This window comes from Rheinheimera baltica DSM 14885 (genome assembly GCF_000425345.1).
GTDB lineage: Bacteria > Pseudomonadota > Gammaproteobacteria > Enterobacterales > Alteromonadaceae > Alishewanella > Alishewanella baltica.
In genome coordinates this window covers 38,219-55,118 of record NZ_AUDG01000008.1, presented here as the reverse complement: position 1 = coordinate 55,118, position 16,900 = coordinate 38,219, and the positions used below count along the sequence as shown (strand labels likewise).

Here is a 16,900-nt window from a genome sequence, read left to right as displayed (position 1 = left end):
GCAGGTTTTTTCTAGTCTCTTTTCTGTTGTTGCAGAAATAATAGTAGCTCATCAGGCGGCATAGGCTTGGCATACATAAAGCCTTGAACTTCATCACACCCCATCGCTTTTACTGCCTGCTCTTGCTCTTTTGTCTCAACACCTTCTGCAATAGTAGAGAGATGTAAACGCTTGCCCAGACTTATAATGGTTTCAGCAATAACTTCTCCAGCAGCCTGATTAATATCTCGTATAAACGCCCGATCAACTTTAATCCGGTCTAATGGCAGTTGTTGCAGGTAACTGAGCGATGAAAAACCAATGCCAAAATCATCTATAGCCACTTTAATACCAAAGCTTTTCAATTTTTGCAGTGCTTCAATAACAATCTTAGGTTCATCCATCACAACAGACTCTGTAATTTCCAGTTCAAGTGATGCAGGCCTGACTTGATAACGATTTACACAGTCAATTACCGACTGTACAAAGCCATGATTCCTAAACTGCGGCATGGAAACATTGACGGCAATACGAAGCTCGCTAAAACCTTGCTGTTCAAGTTTTTTAACTTGTATACAGGCTTGCTCAAGCACCCAGCTACCGATCTCAACAATCAGACCTGAGTATTCTGCAAGAGGAATAAACACTGCTGGCGAAATAAACTGCCCATTTGCTTGCGGCCATCGAAGTAAGGCTTCCATACCAACGACCTGATGATTTTTCAACGACACCTGAGGCTGATACCATAACTCAAGCCGATCATTCGAAAAATCCTGACGTAACATGCGCAGTAACGCCAAGCGCTCCGCCATCTCCTCTTCCATATCCGCTATATAATACTGATAATTAGTGCCAATCTGTTTTTTAGCCTTATTCAGTGCAATGTAAACATGCTTTAATATAGTCAGCCCCTGCGTCGCTGTGTCGATTAACCGACACAGACCAAAAGTGGCGTCCACCTGCAAAGCATGCTCTGAAGCATGAAAGGGTTGATTAAAAACGGCTTGCAAACGTTCGGGTGTAAGTTCACTTTCGGGCCCGACCAAACCAAAAACATCAGCGCCAATTCGTCCCAATTGCGCGGTAACACCAAAATGCTCTATCAGCCGAAATGTGACTGCAATCAGTAATTCATTACCCACATCTTGACCTAAACCATCGTTCACATCAGAGAAATGGTTTATATCAATCAAAACTGCGACGTTATTTTCAGCCTCATACCGTTTTGTGTCCTGCAAGATCTGAATAAACTCGTTTCTGTTAGGCGTCTTTGTCAGAGGGTCAATATAGGCTGCATGTTTAAGTTGCTGAAACAATGTAACGTTTTCATAACCTATTGAAATATTGCTGAGAAACACCTCTATTAATTGACGATCAAGCGCGTCAATTGGACGGTTTGTCTCAATATAGACCGCAGCAGAATGCGTTTCATTGCCAAGATACAACACCGTATCTTTGTCGGTAAACAAATGCTGACGTGTCGTTAAACATTTTGAAATCTGTTCAACAATACGTTCATTATCTAGCCGGTCAAGCTGGCACTTAATGTAAGGGGCATAATTACCAGCAGCACCTAATACATAAATATTCTCACTGGCACTACCATCATCCTCAATCTGAGCACATAGCACGCCTTCGGCGTGCAAGCCAATGAGTGACGATATCTGTGTTACAACGCCTTCAGAGAACTCGTGTAACGAGTGCTGCTCAAGCAGATTCGCTCCGGCATTAATAATTTTCTGTAAGCCTCTGCGGCTTTGGTTGATCGTACGGATCTGCTGATAAGACCGCAATGACGCAATAATTGAGGTCACCAACTTACTTCGGGTAAGTTCAGTTTTAGTTTTGTAATCATTAATGTCATATTCTTTGATGACATTTTCTTCCGGCGCATATCCCGGTTGGCCAGTACGTAGTACGATGCGTAACTCGTCCATCATCAGTTCGTCACGAATTCGCTGCACCACACGAAGTCCAGCATCATCTGTTTCCATCACTACATCGAGCAATACTAAGGCTGTTTCTGGGTTATGCCGCAAAAACTCGACCGCTTCCTTACCACTATATGCATGATGAAACACCAGCCGTCTGCCCAAAACAGTCAGGTCACTCAATGCCAGTTTAGTCACGGTATGAATTTCTTCATCATCGTCAACGATAAGCAAATGCCATTCACCCAGTGTCTGTTCATTTACTGGTGCAGCTGGTTCGTCTTCTGCTAAAAACAGAAAATCGTCATCTGTTTCTTTTGACACCATTATTCAGCCTTATTAAATGATTCCGCTTAAATATACATGCATCTTTTACATAAGAGTAAGTTATAACAGATTTTATTTTGAACAAAGTGTATCTGTATAACTTGCTGCAAGATTTCTGAGATGCCAAGATAGCGTTAAACTATTCTGGCGAAGTGAATATTGTCATGGTTAAAGTCAATTCATTAAGCGCGCAACAACGCTTATTGCAGCTTGCCAAAACTCAGTTTGGTGCAGGAATATCAACATCAAAAGACATTGAAAGTACCAATAACACACAAGATCAGAGCCAATTTAGCGACAAACACCAACAACTTGCTGCACGCTCGGGTGCGATTTTCAATTCTGCCAGCTTAAATATCAATCAGCGTGCAGAGCGACGCTTACAGATGCAACGTGAACGCCAACAACATAATTTGGAACGGATCATGGCGCAGGCTTTGGAGTACTGCCCTGAAAGTGTCTCCGCACAAGATGTCGATCCTGATTGGTTTCAGCAATTTTGTGATCTCATTTTAGACATATCTAATACTAACATGCAGCACCTGTGGGCCAAAATTCTTGCTGGTGAAATTGCCACTCCAGGCAAATTTTCGTTGAAAACATTACATACATTAAAACGCATGAGCTACAAAGAGGCTATGGCACTGCAACAAGCAGCGAATTTGAGTTGTCGCACACGTCAGGATCCCAGTGCCCGCATTTATTTCGGTTATATTAGCCGACCTTCACTTTGGCGCCTACTGACCGGTCGCAGTCGGGCGGTGGTTAATCTTAATCAGTTCGGACTGTCATATCCGCAAATATTAAGTTTGATGGATATTGGTCTTTTGCACAGCTCTGAAATTGAAAGTGGTACCTTGCCTGCTGGACAGCAGCTTAACTGGCAATACCAGCAACTTAGTATGAATGGCACTGTCTGCAGTAAAGATGTCGTGCTACAGTACTATAAATACACTGCCAGTGGCGCGGAGCTTCTGCCACTTTTGAATGCACAACCTAATCAGCAATATGTCGAAGCACTTAAACAGCTATTGGTTAACATCATTCGTTTTGCTCCTTGAGCACCATTCCAATATCTGTGAAAGTTTTGCCACATCCAACGGTTTTATAATTACATCGTTCATACCGGCTTGTAAAAAACTATGCATTTCCTCTTCCAAGGCATGAGCCGTAAAAGCCAGAATAGGCGTAGTTTGATACTCAGATAACTGCCGAAGCCGACGAGCAACTTCAGTGCCAGAGATATCGGGGAGTTGGATATCCAGTAAAACAACATCGAAATTACGTTGTTGACACATCTGCAAAGCAGCGGTGCCGCAACTGGCAGTGTGCAGTTCAATGGGGTGATCTTTTAACAATACCTGTACAAAAGATAAATTGGTGGTGTTGTCGTCTACTACCAGTAAACGAGGTTGCTTTTCTTCCCGAGTTGTAGAAGGTTGGATAGATCCTAAGCAGAATGGAGTTTGATACACCGTTTGTTGCAGCGCTTCGCGCCATACTGCTATTTGCGATGGCAATGCATAACAATAGAGGGGGCAGTGTTCACGTAACTCATCTAAAAGTGTACGCCACTGCATTAAATCTGCAGGTTCAGGCAGTAATACCAATGCAAAATCAAAAGCCAATTTATTATATTTCAATGAAAAATCAGCAATGTCACTGCATTTCAAAATACTACTGACTAATGGCTCAATAGCGCGAGTCCGCTCAGTCAAATCGCCGTGCTGGCTGCCAAAATATAATGCTCTTTTAACGGGTATTGGTGCATCTAGCTGAACAGTAGATATCGGCAAACTTAACGCGATAGTACAGCCAAGGCCTTCCAGAGACTGTATGCTCAACTCAGCATTAAGTAGACGTTTTGATACGATAAAAAAACCAATATCACTTTCGTGCCATTGTAACGGTCTGGTATCGTTACCCGTTAAAAGCTGCCGTGTGCGCGCTGTAATACCCTCTCCACTACCCGTTATACTAATATGTAAAGTGGCATTGAGGCCGACGACGTTGAGTTCAACTCTGAGTATCAGTTCTGTTATACCCGGGGCTCTACTAGCAATTTGCATCAGTGACTGCAGTAACAATGCCAGTGGTTGCTCCGGCACCTCAACTTGATAACGTAAATTATCCGCGCCTTCAAAAATTTGTAGCTCAATGTGTTTATCATTAGACCAAGCCGTTAATTTAGGCAACAATTCATAAACAAAATCTGTTAGTTTCAAACGGTTATTAACCACACCTTGGCTGGCAAACTCCAATTGAAATAACTCAAGCTGTGCATTTAGTGCTTGGAGATAGTCACTATACTCAAGCTCTGCCTGCTGTTGCTGCAGTTGCATAAGCACCTGCAGTCTATTTTGCACAGTTTGCTGGATGGCAACATTTTGTTGTTGCACCGAAAGATATTGCTGTTGCAACAACACATTTTCCTGTTCAGCGTTATCGATCTTCTGCTGCTGCTGCTCAGATAGCTGCTTTGCAGCAAAAACGGTATCCTGATGATAGGCGGCCAATGCGTTGATGGCAGGCTTAAGAGCTGCGAGTTCAGGTACTAAATCTTCATTAACGTTAACATTATTCTGCCCACCGCGTAACTGACTCAGCTTATGCACCAATAAACTAACGTCGGTATGCTGCCGCTGGAACAGTTGTGCCAAATTATTTTGAAACAATATCAACACAATGCCACCAAGCACGCCCATTAAAATAACTGGGATCAGCCACACACTATGTGACGTAACTTTTTCAAACAGTAACAATAAATAATATTGGTCAGGTATTGCTGACTCACCAAGATCAGGCCATTTAGTAGTATTGGAAAAGGGCTTTAATACCAGAACACCTTCATCAAAAGGTTGCATCGAAAAATCTGAGACGGGTTTTTCTGGTGAAAAATGTTTCAGGCTGTCTGGTAACTCAGTCGATAACTCTAAGCGATGCTCACGACTATAAACAGCAATTGACCGCAATGGCAAGGCACTGACAAAACGCATGAGGTTTAATTGTGCTCTAACTAAGTCAGCATCATTGTTGTTGAGTAAGGGACGAATACTCAATTGAAGCGTTGCAGTAACTTGTTCTAATTGCAAGCGTTGCTGGGCTTTACTATCAAAGTGATACCAAAGACCGGTAAACAACATCATTACGAAAAGAGTCAATAGCCAGGGCAAGATTAACGGTTTGAAAAGATTTACCAAAATAGCACCCTAGCTCAATATCATTGTAATAACTATAAAACTATTCCATTGGGGTAACAAGCTAACAACAACAGAATAACACTAGGCATGGTGCGGCAAAGCCTCACCATGCCATAGTTTAAAAATGTAATTCTATTCCAGCAAAAACACCGCTAAAATCGAGGTCGGCATAAACATCATCTATGTTATCAAGCTGCAAATTAACAGCTCTGTATCCGGTTTTTAGTCGCAGATCAACAGCAATATTATCTATTAAAGTATAAGCAATACCGGCCTGCATATCGTAAAGGCGACTACCATCGTATGACACAAAACTACCCTGAGCAAACAGATCTAACCCTGTTAGCGGCAACCCTATATGAACTGAACTGTATAACATTGGCAACAGTGTCGAAATGTCCTCTGTAGCCATAACATCGCTGGTACCCTGTTCCTTTATAGCGACAGTACCATCAAGATGTTTAGCGCTAACACCTAAATCAATGCTAATTAAATCGTTGTCCAAAACCTCGTAATACAACACATAATCTGTGCTGGTAAAATCAATGTGATTGTTTATCTGACTTCCCTGCGCAAATTGCTCACCGGCAAAACTAAAATTTACATCCAGTTGTGTCGCACCTGATGAAGTCAAATCATTCCGTTGTATGCGTATATTGGGTACTAAGGGAACAGGATGTTCAAAAGCAAGATAAAACGACGATTGTGTTTTATCCGCAAAGTTAAAATCTTGCAGTTGCTCAGTATCCGCGAAACGACCTGTTGTAGATGTGCGCCAGCCATCAGCGCCAAGATAAAGACCAAGCAGCGTATCTGCCGTGGCAACACCACTAAACAACACGCTACTTAGCGATAGCCACAGTACTGTTTTCTTCATGCGTATATTTACCCTTGTGTTAATAGTTCAGACAGGTCTATCAGTGCTGCATTCGCCCTGGATATGTAGTTCGCCATTACCAAGCTATGATTAGCCATTAGTCCAAAACCACTGCCGTTCAGTATCATTGGACTCCAAACAGCTTGTTGGGTAGCTTCAAGCTCACGAATAATCTGCCGAAGGCTTACCATTGCATTCTTGCGCTCCAGCACATCAGCAAAATCAACTTCCACGGCTTTTAAGAAATGTAACAACGCCCAGCTCGCTCCCCGCGCTTCGTAAAACTCGTCATCGAGCTTCCACCAACTGGTTTTAATCATCATATTGGCTGGCGTTAACGTAGATTGTCGAGCCGTCGCGTCGCCAGCCAAGTCAGTATTCAGCCTATCTTGACCAACACTGGCACTCAAGCGTTGAGAATAACTTCCTAGGCGCTTTTCAACTGCTTTTAACCAATCCCGCAAGTTATCCGCCCGAGCATAAAACTGGCTGTCAGGCCGCGCTGGATCCATCAACTCAGAACGGTACAAATACAACTGTGCTATAGCCTTACGGTACTCAGATTCAGCACTTGGAATAGCCCAGCTACTGTGATCAATATTAAACATCGGTTGAGCAACTTTTAAAAACTCATTTTCGGTAGACTGCGATTGTGATCGACTAAGATCTTTGCGCAGAGCAAGTGCTAAATCGCGAGACATTTCAAGTACACCCAGTTCCCAAGCAGGCATATTATCTAAGAGAACAAATGGCGGCATAACGTCATTCGATAAGTAGCCACCATTTTTATCCAGCAAGGTTTCGCTTACCCGAATCAACGCAGTTGTAGTGTTGTATCCAACAATAGCGGAATCACCCAACTGTTGTCGGCTTTGATCAATTTCATCAACCAACATTGCAGGCTCGCGACTCACCCACCAGCCAGTGAGGTAAAGTAGTATAAAGAGCACTGCAACCGCAGAACCCATCAGTCTGGTACTAAACATATTGCTATCCTTTAACGTTTTGGCATTGCAACCACTGGCAACGACAAAGCCAGTTGCTGCTCATCCGCGAAATGCAACACTACATCAACCAATTGACCAGGTTCTAATGTTGTTGTTGGCTCAAACAACATCAGATGCAGTCCACCGGGTGCCAAAGTAATACTGCCGTTTGCAGGTACGTCTATTGTGTCTATTTGTTCCATACGCATCATGCCATCTTTATGGCTATGCTGATGTAACTCAGCGCGAGAAAAGGCAGGGGAACTCACGTTGATCAGGCTGGCTGCCTGACTTGATGCATTGTATAAGGTAAAATATCCAACTGTGACCGTGCGGCCGGGCATGGGTTGACGTATTTCACCTTGCTCGATGCTGAGCATGGTATTGTCTGCAGCGTATCCTTGCGCACTTAGCAGCAACAAGGCCATAAATAAACATCGCATTTTATTTCTCCTTACAAGTCACAGCTTTATCTTACACCAGTTTACACTGGTTCACAGCCTGTAACCTTCAGCAAATGCGCCGTATGAGTATCATCGGTCAGGCAAAATCACCGCAGCAACTAAATAAGCCACAATCGTTGCCACCGGTATTGTAATCAACAGTAGCACCGCTAATGCCCTGATCAACCAGCGTGGTTGTTGATAATAACCAGCAAAACCAGCGCAAACTCCAAACACTTTGCGGTAAGCTCGAGCACAATACCAACGGTCTGTATCATAAGTAGCCATTTTTTAGTCTCCCAATAACTCTGATTTGCGATAAATTAACTTTGTTATAAGCATTTCAATGCTGAACATGCCAAATGCGATTAATTCAGTCTGCATCCATATCATCATCTTTCCCCTGCTAAACACGCCATTTATGCCAAAGTGTGGCCATTGGTGACATGGTTTGCCACAACAGCATAACGGGAATAATGCTTAACACCGGGCTTAGGTAAATCAGTAGTAACCAGTTTGAATATAAAGACATAATTTAATCAGCCATACTATTTGATGTACGAATCGTTTTCGTTGCAAATATTGCAGCGGCAACGTCTTGTTCAGCAGTCAGCATAGCGAGCAAATCAATACTACTTTTAGTCATCGCCATTTTTGTTTGTCGCTGAGTATCCTGATGCAATTCAGTCAATTGTATTTCAATATCAGCTCGTATTTGTTCCGAAACCGTCTTTGCAGCAACATCGTTACTGTAAATACCTGTCGTCAGTGTAGCAATGGCTACTACAGCGGTTAGAGTGTTCATTATCGTTTCCTTGAATGTCATTAACCTGGGTTACAGCGTTACTATTTCAAGAAATGTTTCAAGAGGTGTGCCAACCAACCAAAAATCAGTAAGTGATTGATATATAAAAACAATAAAAAAAGGCGAGCATTATCCCCAACGCTCGCCTTTAAATAAAACCAAATATTAGTGTAATTAGCTAATCAATTGGTCAATTCTGCAACGGGTTTTATTTTGGCTAAAGCCTGCAATAAAAGCTCTGGCTTGGCATCGGCAAAATGCCCTTGCTCACTGAGCAAACGTCGCCATTGTCTGGCACCAGGCAGCCCCTGAAACAAACCAAGCATATGACGCGCTATGTGCCAAAATCTTGCACCATGTGACATTTGACGCTCGATGTAAGGCAACATGTCCATCACAACCTGCTGAGGAGTTCGCCCAACATCAGGCTTACCATAAATTAGCTGATCAACGTCACTGAGTAGCATCGGGTTGGTATAGGCTTCTCGCCCTACCATAACACCATCTAGAAAGAGCAATTGTTCTTTTGCCTGTTGCAGCGTTTTCACGCCACCATTAAGGCTGATATTGAGCTGGGGAAACTCATACTTTAACTGATGCACCCTTTCATAATTTAAAGGAGGTACTTCTCGGTTTTCTTTTGGGCTTAAGCCTTTCAGCCATGCTTTGCGGGCATGTACAATAAGTTGCTGACAACCTGCATCAGCTATTGTCTGGACAAAATCCTGTAAAAACTGATAGTCATCAGAATCATCAATTCCAATACGGGTTTTCACCGTTACCGGAATACTAACCACGTCTTGCATAGCTTTAATGCAGTCAGCCACGAGTGATGGCTGCGCCATCAAGCAGGCACCGAACATACCATTTTGCACTCTATCTGACGGGCAACCTACATTAATATTAACGGCATCGTAGCCACGCAGCTGTGCCAGTTTGGCACAGTGTGCCATATCAGCAGCATTAGAGCCGCCTAGTTGCAATACCACCGGATGCTCTTCAGTATTGAAGTCAAGATAATCACCGCTACCATGAATAATAGCGCCGGTCGTCACCATTTCGGTATAGAGCACGGCATGCTGGCTAAGCAAGCGATGAAAATAGCGGCAATGCTTATCGGTCCAATCCAGCATTGGCGCAACAGAAAACTTGTGGTCAATAAACCCAGGGGTAGTCATCTATTGCTTCATATCAGGTAAATTACGGCCATAGAAGATTTCACGCATTTCACGAAACACTTTTTTGCTGATTGTTTTTTGCTCTTCGTCAGTCATAGAGTCTGTGCCCATACCAAACAAATAGTTGTTCAGATCAGCCTCTTTTAACATCATCTTTGTATGGAACAGGTTTTCCTGATACACATTTACATCGATCATCTGGAATGCACGCTTAGTGTCTGCGTCCATAAAGTTCTGAATGGAGGTAATCGGATGATCAATATAGTGTTTAGTGCCGCTGATATCGCGAGTAAACCCGCGTACGCGGTAATCGACAGTTACTATGTCTGATTCAAAGCTGTGGATCAGGAAGTTAAGTGCTTTAAGTGGCGATATAATACCGCAGGTAGAAACCTCAATATCAGCTCTAAAAGTACAGATACCATCGTGCGGGTGAATTTCCGGGTAGGTATGTACACAAATATGGCTTTTATCAAGATGAGCGACAACTGCGTCAGGCCTTGGCCCCGGATTCTCGGAATTGTCAGGGTCAACTAATACCGGCTCTTCGCTAACCAAAATAGTGACGCTGGCCCCTTGAGGGTCGTAATCCTGCCGTGCCACATTCAGAATATTGGCGCCGATAATATCGGTGACCTCGGTTAGAATGTCGGTTAAACGGTCGGCATTGTATTGCTCATCGATATATTCGATATATTCCTGACGGTGCTGCTCAGTTTTAGCATAGCAAATGTCATAAAGACTGAAACTCAGACTTTTTGTCAGGTTATTGAACCCGTGTAGTTTCAATTTTTCAAAAGGCTTAACCACTTAACATTTTCTCCGCAAAAAACCGATCACCGGTTATAAACTAAATATTCACTGTTATTCTGCTGTCGGTGATAATTCCGACGCTTTTACACTGTATGAATGCGTTACCGTTACACTGCCCGATAACATAATTGACACTGAACAGTATTTGTCAGCAGACAACTGCACAGCGCGCTCTACCTGTTTTTCATTCAGATTAAATCCCGTCACCTCAAAATGAAGATGTATTTTGGTAAATACCTTAGGGATTGTTTCTGCACGTTCGCCGCTGAGCTTTACTTCACAGTCGACGACTTGTTGACGGGATTTTTTCAGGATACTCACAACGTCTACTGAGGAGCAGGCTCCTGCTGCCATTAATACCATTTCCATGGGACTGGGTGCACAACTGCCTTCTTTATTTCCATCAAACACCACTGAGTGGCCACTGCCTGAGTGCCCGATAAAGGTGTTGTTAGCGTGCCATTTGACCTTTGCTTCCATTACAAACCCCAGCCTGAAAAATAAGGCCGTTATTCTACGTAAAAGCCACGCAGGTATCTAGCACATTTGTAGTCGAATTATGTCTAATCTAGTAAGTCCGCTATAGCGGTGTCGAACAGGTTTTTGATTAACAGAGAGATTTCGTTGATAAGTTCAGCTTGTTGCGTAGTGGCATTTTTCTCCAAAACACTGGATAGCACTTCCTGAAAATCATACATAATGCCATCTACTTCACGGATAATCATACTGCGATGGTTCATTTCTAAGGAGGTATGTTGGGTGCACAATGTAATAATCTGCTCGGCAATGGATTCTTCAAGCAACTCGCCTATGGTTTTTCCGTCTGCACTACTGGCCGTTTCAAACAACGCTAAATGTTCAGTCAGAAACTGGATCAAATGCTCGTATCCGGGTTTGTCTGTGACCATAAGTTGCTATGCACCTGAGCTGCTGGCAAAAAACACCAATAAGTTTTAGTTATTTAAGCAAAATCTGGCGTAGAAAACAAATCGGGGCCTTAGCCCCGACCATATTTATTTTCTAATTGACTAAAAACTCAAGCCAGGGGATAGCTGCTCCGGCATCACAACCTGCTCCAGTTCCACAGATGCTACAGGGTAGGCGCAATAATCAGCCGCATAGTATGCACTGGCACGATGGTTGCCACTGGCGCCAATCCCGCCAAATGGTGCTGCTGAGCTTGCACCTGTGATAGGACGGTTCCAATTTACAATGCCAGCACGGATGCGACGGAAAAAATGCTGATACAGATCAGCGCTGTCACTTAACAACCCTGCAGACAAACCAAATTGGGTGCTGTTCGCACTATCAATAGCCTGATCAAAGTCAGTGAAGCGGAATACTTTTAGCAATGGGCCAAAATGTTCATCATCCGGAAAGTTTGCAATCGCTGTACACTCAACAATACCCGGGCTAACCAAGGCTGTACTTTCATCGATATGGCGCATTTCCAGTAAGATTTCGCCACCTGATTCAGCTAATTGTTGTTGCACAGCTAACATACCTTTGGCTGCAGCAACTGAAATCATTGAGCCCATAAACGGCTGCTCGGCAGCATCATATAAACCCACTTTAATATTGCGGCTGACTTCAAGTAAGCGCGCTAAAATAGCATCGCCCTGTTCACCTGTCGGCAAATACAGTTTACGGGCACAGGTACAGCGCTGGCCTGAAGAAATAAAAGCTGACTGCACTATGTCATGCACAGTTGCATCAATATTTGCTACATCCTGCACAATCAGTGGGTTATTACCGCCCATTTCCAGCGCAAGGATTTTATCCGGCCGACCAGCAAATTGCTGATGCAGATAGTGGCCTGTACGTGAGCTACCGGTGAAGAAAATACCGTCTACGCCGTTGTGACTGGCGATCGCCTTGCCTGTTTCAACCTCGCCTTGTAATAAACTCAACACGCCAGCAGGAATACCAGCCTGTTGCCACAACTTAACCGTATCTTCTGCTACTTTGGGTGTCAATTCAGACGGTTTAAACAATACCGCATTGCCCGCTAAAAGTGCAGGAACGATATGTCCATTTGGCAAATGTCCAGGGAAGTTGTAAGGCCCAAACACCGCGACAATGCCATGAGGCTTATGTCGGATAAAAGCCCGTCCCTGTGGCATAGGATTTTCTTTGCTGCCGGTACGTTCCTGGTAAGCGCGCACAGAGATGTCAATTTTGCCAATCATTGCGCCAATTTCAGTTCGCGCTTCCCATAAAGGTTTACCCGTCTCCTCAGCTATTGACAGCGCCATAGCTTCTTTGTTTTCACTTAGCAATTCAGCAAACTTTTTTACTACAACTACACGTTGTTCAAACGTTAGACCTGACCAGTGATATTGCGCCTGACGAGCACTCGTAACCGCCAAATCTATTTGGTTAGCTGTCGCTGCGCTACCCTGCCAAATTTGCAGGTTTTTTGCCGGGTCAAGCGAGTTAAATACATTACCTTCGCCATGTAACCACTGACCATTTATAAATTGTTCCGCATGTTTCATTAAATCCCCCTGTTAAATAACTGCCCCGGCTTAAATTCGGGTTACCCTAACCCAATCACCCACACTTACTTGCAGTGCAGCGGCAACCTCGGCTGGCATGGTGACATGCTCACTTTGTTCGTTGACAGCCAGTTCTAACCAGGTAGCGCGAAAATCTGCAAGCTTGGTATTGCTGACTAAATAGGGCTGCCCTTGAATAACCGGACCAATTTGCACTTGCAGTCTTTGACTATTGCGCACTGATCGAATGTGTTCAACACGTGCTTCAACTGTCGGACCAGCATCAAAAATATCAACATATCCCCGACTGGAAAAACCTTCAGATTGCAATAACGCGAGTGCGGGTTTAGTTTTGTCATGTACATGACCAATTACTGCCTGCGCTTGTTTACTTAGCAAACTAACATAAATGGGATACTTCGGCATTAACTCCGCAATGAACACCTTTTGTCCAATGCCAGTTAAGTAGTCGGCTGTTGGAAAATCAACGTTAAAAAAATGTTCCTGCAACCATTGCCAGAATGGTGAGCTTCCATCAGCATTAGACACGCCACGCATTTCTGCTATAACTCTGTCAGAAAAACGTTGCGCGAACTCAGCTAAAAATAAAAAACGCATTTTTGACAGCAGTCGGCCATTATTTTTTTCTCGGCGTTTCTCGCGTAAAAATAACGTGCAGAGCTCACTAACACCCGTGTAATCATTACATAGTGTTAAGATATCAACCGTCTTATATACACCCAAAGAACGTGAACTATGCACCACTTTGCCCAGGTGATAGTGATAAAATGCATCATCTAGCCCCACGGCAGCTTCCAGTGCACTAGTGCCGCAAATCTCTCCGGTCTGAGTATCTTGTAAAACAAACAGATACCCCTCATCACCAGGCGCATCTACGTCCTTTGCAAAGGATTGCTCAGAACGGCTAATTTTACGCATTAACAGTTCTTCGTTCACCGGTAAAGATGTAAAACCATGACCCGACTCCACTGCAATATCATACAGCGCTGGGTAATCATCCGCTCGGATAGGGCGAATCACCATCATCGTCGCTTACTCCAGTTTTGCTTTATAGTTTTTGGGGCTAAATAGCCCCCATGCTTCATTTTATGCAGTCTTAATGCTGCTTATGCTTATTCTTTACCGGATACAACTTGTTTAATTGCTTGTTCAAAACGCTGCATACCAACCATGATATCTTCTGGCGTAATCACCAATGATGGTGCAAAGCGAATCACATCTGGTCCGGCAACAAGTGCCATTAAACCGTGGTCTGCAGCTGCCAGAAAAAAGTCACGTGAACGGCCTTTATACTGCTCATTTAATACCGCTCCTAACAGCATACCCTGACCGCGAATTTCACTAAACACATGGTATTTATCATTTAAACCAGCAAGTTGCTGTCTAAATAATTGTTCGTTGCTTAATACCTGCGCCATGACATCCGCATGGTTCACGGTATCAAAAACTGCCTCTGCCACCGCACAGGCTAAGGGATTGCCGCCGTATGTACTGCCATGCGTACCTACTTTTAAATGACTCGCGATTTCAGCTGTTGTTAACATAGCGCCAACCGGGAAACCACCGCCTAAAGATTTAGCCGTGGTTAAGATGTCCGGTGTTACACCATAGTGCATGTACGCATATAGTTTACCAGTACGACCCACGCCAGTTTGTACTTCATCCATAATAAGTAACGCATTATGTTGATTACACAATTCTCGCACGCCCTGAATAAACTCAGCCGTACCCGGGATAATGCCGCCTTCTCCCTGAATGGGTTCCAGCACCACAGCGCACGTTTTATCTGAAATCAGCGCTTTAACACTGTCCAGGTTATTAAATTCGGCATGAACTACAGCGCCTGGTTTGGGGCCAAATCCATCAGAATACGCTGCTTGTCCACCGACAGTAACGGTAAAAAACGTGCGGCCATGAAAGCTTTTACTAAATGAAATAATCTGATCTTTTTGCGCACCAAACTTATCTAATGCCCAGCGACGCGCTAACTTAAATGCAGCTTCATTTGCTTCAGCGCCAGAATTAGCAAAATAGACTTTGTCAGCGAATGTCGCATCAACCAACTTCTTCGCTAGTCTCAGCGCAGGTTCATTTGTCATTACATTGCTCAAATGCCAAATTTTTTCCGCTTGCAGTGTCAACGCTGAAACTAACGCCGGGTGACAATGACCTAAACTACTTACAGCGATACCACCAGCAAAATCAATGTATTCGCGGTCTTGTTGGTCCCATACTCTGGAACCTTTGCCTTTTACCGGTATTATGCCGGCAGGAGCATAGTTAGGTACCATTACGTCATCAAACAAAGCGCGAGTTGGCTGTATCTGGCCGGTCATATTCAGTTCCTCATCATGTTCACAGTTTTGCCGTATTATCAGCAATTAGGTAAGACCATTATTCGTTAATGTTGAGCCATTATTACAGATAAAATGTGGGTTGTCTTGCCCTAGACAACAGAGCAAAGCCAGAAAAGACAAGGGCTGCAGATAGATTTGCACATGAATTGAATAAGTAAGCAACAGAAAACGAAACACCGCCATACAACCCATCAGGCGGGCTTAATGCTGTGACAGTCCGTTATAGCACAACGATACTCGCACAAAGCCACACCTATTAATTGCATGTTTATGGCGTTATTTTTTATTAAATTTCTACACCTAACCGTTTTAGGTCGGCTTGATTCAATAAATTTATGCTCTCGGCTGTCAACTGCACACTGTTGAACCACTGATTGCATTCGCTGTCGCTAACTTGGTTATTCTGTTTCAAACTCTGCAATTGAACATAAGTTTGCGCTTGTAAAACTAAACGTGCCAGCGGACTACTACCCACAAAGCCGACACCTTCTGCAAGTTGATCTAAGGTTTGACATAAAGGTAATGATTGTAACTGCCAGCGCGAGATGATGTCAGCACTTAACACAGCCGAAAACTCTTGGATGCTCTCACATAAAAAACTACCGTCTGGTTCCAGAGAATCCAATACGTCTGTCAATTGCACATCCCGACTGTCACGAGCTTGCAATAACTGCGTATGCTTTACCTGCTGATAAGTGCGTAAATAATTTCGAGTCACGACAATATGCCCCAAGCTATGAAACAAGCCGACGCAAAATGCGGCATAGGGATACTCTGCACTATTTTCAGCTAACTTTTTGGCAGCAATAGCCACTGCTAGCGAATAATCCCATAAGCGGTTTTTCAGATTGGTAAACGGTTCTGTCGAGTGAGGCATCATTCGCTTCATAGCATACACAGGTATAATAAGCAGTATGCTCTCAACACCAATAAATCTTACCGCAGTCTTGACATCTTTAACCAACGCGCCAGAAGCAGTGCGATTACGATATTGCGGCTGATTTACTAACTTCAACAGGTCTTCTATCAACCAGGGAGTCTGAGCTATTATTGGGTCCAGCTTATTTACCGTTACAGCCTTTGAGCTTAGTGCATCAAGTAAGAGGTAAAAAGTCTCGGTTGGATCAAAAATAGATGACTTAACATGTTCAATGTTATGCATTTTTCGCACTAACTCATCGGCAACTTCATCATGCAGATGCGCTTGAGCAAATTCGGCCAGTTGCGCTTTAGCCTGAGCGCCTGCAACTCTATGCCGCTGGGCCTGAGCTTCGATAGCCAACAAGGTTCTTTCACTATGCAACTGGCCAGTGCGGATCTGATAACCCAGTCGTTTGTGTTCCGGGTTCACACCGATTAATAAATCGAAAAATCGACGCACCATTTCATCCGCTATCGGCACTGAAGTTGTTATCACGTTTAATCTATTCCAATTACTTTAGATTTTGCTAAATAAAATATTATAGCGCACTCAACCCTGCAAAT

General features: G+C 43.7%; 17 protein-coding genes. 1 reads left to right on the top strand and 16 read right to left on the bottom strand.

Going from position 1 to position 16,900, the window contains the following annotated elements; genetic code table 11:
- Window positions 1–11: 11 nt before the first annotated feature.
- On the bottom strand, window positions 12–2,237 hold the full coding sequence (locus H595_RS0105270; RefSeq protein ID WP_027670264.1) for an EAL domain-containing response regulator: 2,226 nt from the start codon (window positions 2,235–2,237) through the stop codon (window positions 12–14).
- A gap of 164 nt (window positions 2,238–2,401) precedes the next feature.
- Between H595_RS0105270 and H595_RS0105265 the strand changes: the two genes are divergently transcribed.
- Complete coding sequence (locus tag H595_RS0105265; RefSeq protein ID WP_027670263.1) at window positions 2,402–3,298, top strand: TIGR03899 family protein; 897 nt, start codon at window positions 2,402–2,404, stop codon at window positions 3,296–3,298.
- Here H595_RS0105265 and H595_RS0105260 read toward each other — a convergent pair.
- The 15 genes from H595_RS0105260 to H595_RS0105185 all read right to left on the bottom strand — a co-directional run bounded on the left by H595_RS0105260 (window position 3,266) and on the right by H595_RS0105185 (window position 16,832).
- Window positions 3,266–5,383 carry a response regulator gene (locus H595_RS0105260; protein WP_027670262.1) on the bottom strand — a complete coding sequence of 706 codons (2,118 nt, stop codon included), beginning with the start codon at window positions 5,381–5,383 and terminating at the stop codon, window positions 3,266–3,268. The genes H595_RS0105265 and H595_RS0105260 overlap by 33 nt on opposite strands.
- Before the next feature lie 172 nt (window positions 5,384–5,555).
- A complete protein-coding gene (locus tag H595_RS0105255; RefSeq protein WP_027670261.1) occupies window positions 5,556–6,314 on the bottom strand; it encodes a TIGR04219 family outer membrane beta-barrel protein in 759 nt (252 codons plus the stop codon).
- An 8-nt stretch (window positions 6,315–6,322) separates the two neighbouring features.
- Window positions 6,323–7,300 (bottom strand): DUF2333 family protein, encoded by a 978-nt coding sequence (locus H595_RS0105250; RefSeq protein WP_027670260.1) that lies wholly within the window; start codon window positions 7,298–7,300, stop codon window positions 6,323–6,325.
- A gap of 11 nt (window positions 7,301–7,311) precedes the next feature.
- Window positions 7,312–7,743, bottom strand: coding sequence for a copper chaperone PCu(A)C (locus tag H595_RS0105245; RefSeq protein WP_027670259.1), 432 nt, complete (start codon window positions 7,741–7,743; stop codon window positions 7,312–7,314).
- A 90-nt stretch (window positions 7,744–7,833) separates the two neighbouring features.
- On the bottom strand, window positions 7,834–8,031 hold the full coding sequence (locus tag H595_RS0105240; protein ID WP_027670258.1) for a PspC domain-containing protein: 198 nt from the start codon (window positions 8,029–8,031) through the stop codon (window positions 7,834–7,836).
- Between the two features lie 118 nt (window positions 8,032–8,149).
- On the bottom strand, window positions 8,150–8,275 hold the full coding sequence (locus tag H595_RS24675) for a hypothetical protein (protein ID WP_276202257.1): 126 nt from the start codon (window positions 8,273–8,275) through the stop codon (window positions 8,150–8,152).
- A 3-nt stretch (window positions 8,276–8,278) separates the two neighbouring features.
- Entirely contained in the window at window positions 8,279–8,548 is a 270-nt protein-coding gene (locus tag H595_RS0105225; RefSeq protein WP_027670257.1) for a hypothetical protein, read from the bottom strand.
- Window positions 8,549–8,730: 182 nt separating this feature from the next.
- Window positions 8,731–9,726 carry a tRNA dihydrouridine(20/20a) synthase DusA gene (gene dusA / locus H595_RS0105220; protein ID WP_027670256.1) on the bottom strand — a complete coding sequence of 332 codons (996 nt, stop codon included), beginning with the start codon at window positions 9,724–9,726 and terminating at the stop codon, window positions 8,731–8,733.
- A complete protein-coding gene (speD, locus tag H595_RS0105215; protein ID WP_027670255.1) occupies window positions 9,727–10,536 on the bottom strand; it encodes an adenosylmethionine decarboxylase in 810 nt (269 codons plus the stop codon).
- A 54-nt stretch (window positions 10,537–10,590) separates the two neighbouring features.
- Window positions 10,591–11,019, bottom strand: coding sequence for an OsmC family protein (locus tag H595_RS0105210; protein WP_027670254.1), 429 nt, complete (start codon window positions 11,017–11,019; stop codon window positions 10,591–10,593).
- A gap of 83 nt (window positions 11,020–11,102) precedes the next feature.
- Window positions 11,103–11,447: a DUF3802 family protein gene (locus H595_RS0105205; protein WP_027670253.1), complete on the bottom strand. Its 345-nt coding sequence runs from the start codon at window positions 11,445–11,447 to the stop codon at window positions 11,103–11,105.
- Between the two features lie 120 nt (window positions 11,448–11,567).
- Window positions 11,568–13,037 (bottom strand): succinylglutamate-semialdehyde dehydrogenase, encoded by a 1,470-nt coding sequence (gene astD, locus H595_RS0105200; protein ID WP_027670252.1) that lies wholly within the window; start codon window positions 13,035–13,037, stop codon window positions 11,568–11,570.
- Between the two features lie 30 nt (window positions 13,038–13,067).
- Window positions 13,068–14,084 (bottom strand): arginine N-succinyltransferase, encoded by a 1,017-nt coding sequence (gene astA / locus H595_RS0105195; protein WP_027670251.1) that lies wholly within the window; start codon window positions 14,082–14,084, stop codon window positions 13,068–13,070.
- A gap of 86 nt (window positions 14,085–14,170) precedes the next feature.
- Window positions 14,171–15,394, bottom strand: coding sequence for an aspartate aminotransferase family protein (locus tag H595_RS0105190; RefSeq protein ID WP_037053738.1), 1,224 nt, complete (start codon window positions 15,392–15,394; stop codon window positions 14,171–14,173).
- A 307-nt stretch (window positions 15,395–15,701) separates the two neighbouring features.
- On the bottom strand, window positions 15,702–16,832 hold the full coding sequence (locus H595_RS0105185; protein ID WP_240474832.1) for an HDOD domain-containing protein: 1,131 nt from the start codon (window positions 16,830–16,832) through the stop codon (window positions 15,702–15,704).
- Window positions 16,833–16,900 lie beyond the last annotated feature (68 nt).

Coding starts and splice junctions, on each gene's coding strand:
- H595_RS24675 (WP_276202257.1), bottom strand. CDS start 8,275: ATGTCTTTATATTCAAACTGGTTACTACTGATTTACCTAAGCCCGGTG.
- astD (WP_027670252.1), bottom strand. CDS start 13,037: ATGAAACATGCGGAACAATTTATAAATGGTCAGTGGTTACATGGCGAA.
- H595_RS0105240 (WP_027670258.1), bottom strand. CDS start 8,031: ATGGCTACTTATGATACAGACCGTTGGTATTGTGCTCGAGCTTACCGC.
- H595_RS0105210 (WP_027670254.1), bottom strand. CDS start 11,019: ATGGAAGCAAAGGTCAAATGGCACGCTAACAACACCTTTATCGGGCAC.
- H595_RS0105260 (WP_027670262.1), bottom strand. CDS start 5,383: ATGATGTTGTTTACCGGTCTTTGGTATCACTTTGATAGTAAAGCCCAG.
- dusA (WP_027670256.1), bottom strand. CDS start 9,726: ATGACTACCCCTGGGTTTATTGACCACAAGTTTTCTGTTGCGCCAATG.
- H595_RS0105270 (WP_027670264.1), bottom strand. CDS start 2,237: ATGGTGTCAAAAGAAACAGATGACGATTTTCTGTTTTTAGCAGAAGAC.
- H595_RS0105190 (WP_037053738.1), bottom strand. CDS start 15,394: ATGACCGGCCAGATACAGCCAACTCGCGCTTTGTTTGATGACGTAATG.
- H595_RS0105265 (WP_027670263.1), top strand. CDS start 2,402: ATGGTTAAAGTCAATTCATTAAGCGCGCAACAACGCTTATTGCAGCTT.
- H595_RS0105205 (WP_027670253.1), bottom strand. CDS start 11,447: ATGGTCACAGACAAACCCGGATACGAGCATTTGATCCAGTTTCTGACT.
- H595_RS0105225 (WP_027670257.1), bottom strand. CDS start 8,548: ATGAACACTCTAACCGCTGTAGTAGCCATTGCTACACTGACGACAGGT.
- astA (WP_027670251.1), bottom strand. CDS start 14,084: ATGATGGTGATTCGCCCTATCCGAGCGGATGATTACCCAGCGCTGTAT.
- H595_RS0105255 (WP_027670261.1), bottom strand. CDS start 6,314: ATGAAGAAAACAGTACTGTGGCTATCGCTAAGTAGCGTGTTGTTTAGT.
- H595_RS0105245 (WP_027670259.1), bottom strand. CDS start 7,743: ATGCGATGTTTATTTATGGCCTTGTTGCTGCTAAGTGCGCAAGGATAC.
- H595_RS0105250 (WP_027670260.1), bottom strand. CDS start 7,300: ATGTTTAGTACCAGACTGATGGGTTCTGCGGTTGCAGTGCTCTTTATA.